This is a genomic window from Sporomusa sp., assembly GCF_057736855.1.
Genome location: NZ_JBYKYF010000117.1, coordinates 1 through 5,628, shown reverse-complemented (window position 1 = coordinate 5,628; position 5,628 = coordinate 1). Strand labels below are relative to the sequence as shown.

Here is a 5,628-nt window from a genome sequence, read left to right as displayed (position 1 = left end):
AGGCCAATGAGGCGGTCAACGGTCATGTTATAGTATGGAGTATTGACTTGTCTATTTTGGGGTCTTTAGCGGCAAAGGAAGTCCAGGTGTTGGATGCTACTGGCAAAATTTTGGCAAAAATCAGTCAGATACAAATGAGTTATAATTGGAGCGATTTGTTAAAAGGGCAACTAGGGCCTCAGTTGGTGACAAGTGTGGTTGTAGAAAAGCCTGAAATTTGGGTTGTCTATCGACAGGACAAGCTGAATTGGGATGGTTTGATGAAGACACCAAAACAGGAAAAAGAGGCAACCCGTTTTGCCGGGACAGTAGAAGTCGAAGCAGGTACGGTACATGTGGAAACCGAGTTTTTTACCAAAACAGTAGATCAGGTAACCGGTAAACTTGATTTTCAGCAGGAAAATCAGTTAGGATTTGCCGCTAACGGCCGAGTGGATGAGTCGCCTTTAACCTTGGCTGGACAATGGGGAAGTCAGGGAACTTCAGAGCTTACACTGACAGTGGAAGATATGAAGTTAGCTAATTTGGGTCTAACGTCGGCAGACGATCCCATTCAAATAACTGCCGGTAAAATGGATGAGCTTACGATAAAAATAAGTAAAGATGCGTCAGGGGCGGTGTTACTACAAACACTAGCAGGACGCTTTTCCGGAATTTCTACCATAGGTGCTTTGGCCTTAGAGCAGGGCAGTGCTAGTTTCGAAAAACAGGGTACAGCTATCCACTTTATCGATGGTCAAGCTCTATACCGAGGGCAGTCGGTTACCGCAAGTGGATGGGTCATGCGTGCAGCCGACGGTACGAAGACTCTGGATTTTTCCGTTCAAATGCCTGCTGGAGATCCGGCAGCACTGATACCCAGTCTGCAAACTGGCGGTTTTCTTACCGTCCAGGGAACAGTTACCGGCCCAGTAATGTCGCCGGTTTTGGCTGGCAATTTTACCCTAGGCAGTATTCAGTTTGACGATATCCTTGTCAGTGGTATTAGCGGTACTTTTTCTTATGGACAGGAAACTATGAAGTTACTGTCAGCCAAGGGGACTGCTCTGGGTGGTTCTGTTTTTGCCAAGGGCGATATTCACCCGGAAAGCGAGCAGTATTTTCTGCATATTTCAGGGAACCATCTTGACAGTTCAAAACTGACAGACAAAGATGTCAAAGGGCCGCTGTCATTTACGGGAACGGCAATTGGCGATACGGCTGCGGCTGTAGTGCAAGGCGATTTTGCTATTCATAATGGTAAGACATATGGAATATACTTCCAGACATTGACTGGTAATTTCAAAAAACAGGGCTCGGCGGCGATCGAGATTGGCAACTTGGCTATAAAGACCGACTTAGGAACCTTCTATCCTGAACAATTAAGTCAGAGTGTAATGGAAAAACTTCAGGAACGCAATCTGCCGGTGACGAAAGCTGAAATGAAAGAAGTCGTTACCGACAAATTGATCAAAAAGCTGTTGCGGTAGTTTCTTAGGACAAATCTAAAACTAAAGTGAATGCCAAGGTGGTTGGTAATGTCTAGTCTAATGTACATAGGCTGGATTGAATGGCAATAAATTGATAACCTTGCTGGCTTTTGGCACCTATACAACGAAAGGGCTTACTTATCAGTAGGCTCTTTCTGTATTATTTTTATTATTTTTAGCATCAGCGCCGAGAAAGTTAGCTTATTGCGATTTTCTCCGTATGACTGCATCCCCCTGGGAAACACTACATAATAAGAAAACACGGCTTGTACTGCATGTTGGCGGGCCGAATTGCGATGGTACAACAAAATAATTCAGGGGGCAAAAGCTATGAAGAATGTATATTATCGGCTCATCCGGCATCGTGGGAATCGGGATTTGTTCCGGGCGGTTGAAATGTCGGTGGTAGCCCTCTTGCACGAACGTCCTTTTCATATTCAGGCAGAGGGGTTGCGCGGTACTGGTAAGACTACGATTATGCGGGCTGCCCGGGAACTGTTGCCGCCCATTACCCGGATTAAAGGTTGCCTGTATAATTGTCATCCAGTGACACCGCATTGCCCCTTTCATCGCAATTTATCGCCGGAAGAGATTGCGATGTTGGGTATAGAGGAGGTTCCCCGGCCATTTTTGGAGATATCACAGGCAGCTAAGTTAGGTACTGTTGTCGGCAGTATTGACCTTGCCAAATTAACCGATCCGGCGAATCCCTTGGCTGCGCTCTTACCTGGCACCATTCCCCAGGCTCATCGGGGTATTATTTTTATTGACGAAATCAACCGTTTGGTCGATACCGCTCCTGAATTGGCTGACGTGCTATTAGACGTTATGGGAACAAGGCCAGGTCGGGTGCAAATTGAAGAACCCGGTTTGCCGGTAGTTGAGTTGCCAGTAACCGTTAGTATCTGGGCGGCCTCCAATCCGGATGAAGAGCCAGGTCCGCTTAGCCGGATCAGAAAACAGTTGGCAGACCGGTTTGATGTAACGGTAACTATGGGACGGCCAGACAGTTATCAGGCAGTTATTGACATCCTGACTGGCGAGAACCGGGAGCAGCCGCTAGACAGAAGTTTTGATCAATACTTAGGCAAGCTGGATGATATTGAAGTCAGTGCAGAATTAAGGCAGGTATTAGGAAAAATTTATTTGGACTTTGGTCTGGAAAGCCTCCGAAGTGTTGCTGCTATGGAAACTTCAGCTTGTTTGGCAGCCTTGCTAGCCGGAAGTTCAAGTGCCGGGATTGCCGAACTAAAACAGGTGGCGCCGTTGGTATTGGCGCACCGGGTCAGCGCTGATACCATGTCTGCAATACTAACGTATCTTAACAGTTTGCCCAATGGACAACGTACGCAGGTAGTTGCTGTGGAAGGTACTGAACACCGAGCATACCGTATAATGTCTCGCTGGGAATCCCTGCGGCTACATTGTAAAGCCCAGTTAGCAGCACTATTAAGGCGGCTGTCTGTTTTTTCTGCTGCAGGTGCTGGCGGCAGCGGACGGGGTGGGCAGGGAGGCACCCAGATTGTCGATCCGCTAAAAACGACAATCATTGCGCCTCCTAAACCCGCCTTGCCGATTACACAATTACCGGATGAGCAGCTTGTAACGAGGGAAAGTAAGTAATATGGTAGACAGACTGAAAATCTGCTTAGAATATTTACCTTTAGAGCGCTTAGGCCGAGCAGTATCTGTTATTACACAAGCACTGGCGGCAGAACAGGGGGTACGGCTTGGGCAAAGTACGGTGCTGAGTACTAAGGTGCATGCTTTTCATCCCCATTGTCCAGAACACGTTCAAATATTAGTAAATAGCGATGCCGGCCAAGTATTTTATCAACGCCAGGACAAAGGCGTTGTCTGGCATCTTGATGTTTTCCATGAGTGTGGTAGCGTAGATCATCGACAGGCAGCCCGGTATCTTTGTCAGGCTATTGATGTATATAACATACGTGCAGCTAAACACCAGACAGAGTTAGCTTGTCAGGGAATTGTAAATCCCGCGTTTATGGATATTCAAACCGCAACTGGCGGGGGACGGATTACCGGCACTTTACTAGGAGGGCAAAATGAATCAGTGCGCCGGGCACATGAAAATCATGTTCATATGGCGCTGATAATACCGCCTAATGAAGTGCCGTGTCTTTTTTATATTGTAGCTGCGATTGAGGCTGCCATCGCTGATGCAGGTCTGGAACTGCGATGTAATGAACGTATTTCGCATGTGATTTCGGTTGATAGCCAAGCTGACCTTACTCCTTACAGTGATCAGACGGATTCGTTGCTTATCGGTCAACCGTCAGCAGGAAAAGCAGGACCAGATGCTCACAGTAGCAGGGGTGCGGCATTAAGTCAGGCTCTGTTGCCGAATTCTGACCACAGTGGGTCAGCCGAATTATCGCCGCACCCCCAGCCGGTGTCCAATAGTGGCAAAGGACAAACCCTGGTGCTTGTAAAGTCTTTGAAACAGGGAGACCAGCTACTTAAGCGCAGCGTGCAAGTTACAGCGGTACTTCCTGGTGAATCAGTTGATGCTGTTTATACTCCCGGATTGCGTGACAGTTTTACGCAGGCGGTTCGTAAAGTACAAAGCCGGGTTGGTGCGGTAACTAATACCCAAACCTGTCCGGATAATCAGCTGAAAGCTACAAAGACAAGTGAAATTGTTTCCTGTTCGGCTGGGTTGGATGTGTCTGCAACTGTTAGTGCAGCCGTTACTCGCCTGTTGGCTGATGACATAAATAGCCGGTTACAAATTAGTCCGGCAGATTTACGGTTTATTGGTCGGCGACCCAGAATAGGAAATGATATTTGTCTGTTGATTGACAGTAGCGGGAGTATGGCTGGTACTAGGCTTCAGACTGCTAGGCAGTTGGTCAGAGAACTTAGCTACTATGGTTGTAATCGGCTCAGTTTACTTACTTTTCAGGATAATCGCTCAGAGCTGATTGTACCATTTACATTTAATAGACAATCAATTCTTAGCGCTTTTGCTACCATTACGCCGTTTGGCGCTACTCCACTGGCACTAGGGATTCGCCGCTCACTGGCGTATATTATGGAACATCAGACCCGCAAACCGCTGCTGGTACTGATCACCGATGGCATTCCTAGCCGGAAATACGAGGAGACGGTAAATCCGCTGACCGATGCGCTTGCGGCTGCCGCTGAGGTTAAAATGGCCAACTGTGCCTTTTTGTGCATAGGCCTTGATGCGGATGAAGGTTTTTTAAAAAAATTGGCAGATACAGCAGATGGTATTTACTATATTTTACCAAATAGGAAAGTTACGAGTGATAAAATCAGCAACTAGGCTTTAAGTGAACTAATAGATAAGTGATTCTAGGTGATGGTAATGCCAGCTCTGTTTTGTTGAATAGCAGTGACAAGCGCATGGATAGTTCTGTCATCGCTAGCACAACAATTAGCAACTGAATATCGGCGGTTTTGTTGCCATAACAGTAACAGTAAACGTACTCTTGCGCTGATTTATGAATGTAGACTACTGAGTCGCTGTTGTACTTATTTTACTATTGCGCTGGAATTTTGCCGCGCACCTTCATCAAATATGGCTGGCTGCTGACTATCATTTCCCGGAAATCTTTACATGACTGTAACTGGTTGGATAATTACTGTCTTTACTGGATACCATTTGTCGGTATAGACAGGACTTAGTCTTATCTGGTTGCCTAAACGGGTAGTAGGATAATGGGAATTTGCTATAAAAAGTGATAAGAAAAAGTAGGTTGCCACAGAATTGGCAACCTACTTTTAGCTATCGAGAGTTAGCATACTACAGGGACAATATCTTAAAAGAAATATATTTAATTAGCGTTGGCTAAATATTCTTTATCAACCAAGTGTTTGATAAAGATATGTCTAGTTGTCGTAAGATCAATGATTGTGCCTGTATGGGTTTTGACTATGGGCTTATCCAGGTTGTTGGGGTTAAAGAAAATAACTTGACCTGTGCGTCCATCGCTTAAGAGTACCGTTGAGTTGGTAAGACAGTCACGAACATGGCGAATAAATGGTTGACAGACTGCCTGGTCTAACTTGCCGAACATCTCTTTGGTCATATACGTCAAAACCGGAAATGGATTAGCGTGTTCACCAGAGTAGGCTTCTTGGTGAAAGAGGTCGGCAACAGCAATAATCCTGG

3 protein-coding genes and 1 pseudogene are annotated in these 5,628 nt (G+C 46.2%); 3 read left to right on the top strand and 1 reads right to left on the bottom strand.

The window, feature by feature from the left end:
• The 3 genes from AC29Z1_RS09275 to AC29Z1_RS09265 form a co-directional block, all read left to right on the top strand.
• A partial coding sequence (locus AC29Z1_RS09275) for an AsmA family protein (protein WP_488271177.1) occupies positions 1-1,469 on the top strand: 1,469 nt, incomplete at its 5' end.
• A 330-nt stretch (positions 1,470-1,799) separates the two neighbouring features.
• Entirely contained in the window at positions 1,800-3,092 is a 1,293-nt protein-coding gene (locus AC29Z1_RS09270) for a magnesium chelatase ATPase subunit I (RefSeq protein ID WP_488271176.1), read from the top strand.
• A 1-nt stretch (position 3,093) separates the two neighbouring features.
• Positions 3,094-4,779 (top strand): vWA domain-containing protein, encoded by a 1,686-nt coding sequence (locus AC29Z1_RS09265; RefSeq protein WP_488271175.1) that lies wholly within the window; start codon positions 3,094-3,096, stop codon positions 4,777-4,779.
• A gap of 511 nt (positions 4,780-5,290) precedes the next feature.
• Here the strand turns inward: AC29Z1_RS09265 and AC29Z1_RS09260 are convergent.
• A pseudogene (locus tag AC29Z1_RS09260) lies at positions 5,291-5,628 on the bottom strand (HD-GYP domain-containing protein); the annotation flags it as partial.